Source organism: Paraburkholderia sp. SIMBA_030 (genome assembly GCF_046535245.1).
GTDB lineage: Bacteria > Pseudomonadota > Gammaproteobacteria > Burkholderiales > Burkholderiaceae > Paraburkholderia.
In genome coordinates, this window is record NZ_JAWRXB010001748.1 from 1 (window position 1) to 232 (window position 232).

Annotated in this window: 1 protein-coding gene; it reads right to left on the reverse strand. The window is 61.2% G+C overall.

What is annotated here, in order from left to right:
* Positions 1–232, reverse strand: a 232-nt coding sequence (locus tag SB772_RS45995; protein ID WP_410839271.1) for a hypothetical protein, incomplete at both ends; no start/stop codon positions are given.

Below are 232 nucleotides of genomic sequence, written 5' to 3' on the forward strand. Positions count from 1 at the left end.
GCCAATGCCGTGAATCACCGCACTGTTCTTGTCGGCGATGGGGAATTGCAAGCCCGAATTGAGCACGGCGCTGCTCTTGCCCGCTCCGGGATTGCCGATCACGATGTACCATGGCAACTCATACAACGCGGAGCCGCCCGACACCTGACCGATCTTCGAAGTCTTGATCGTCTTCACTGCATCGACGAGGCGCGTGCGCAGCACGTCGAGTTCTGCCTGACGCGCCGGCGTC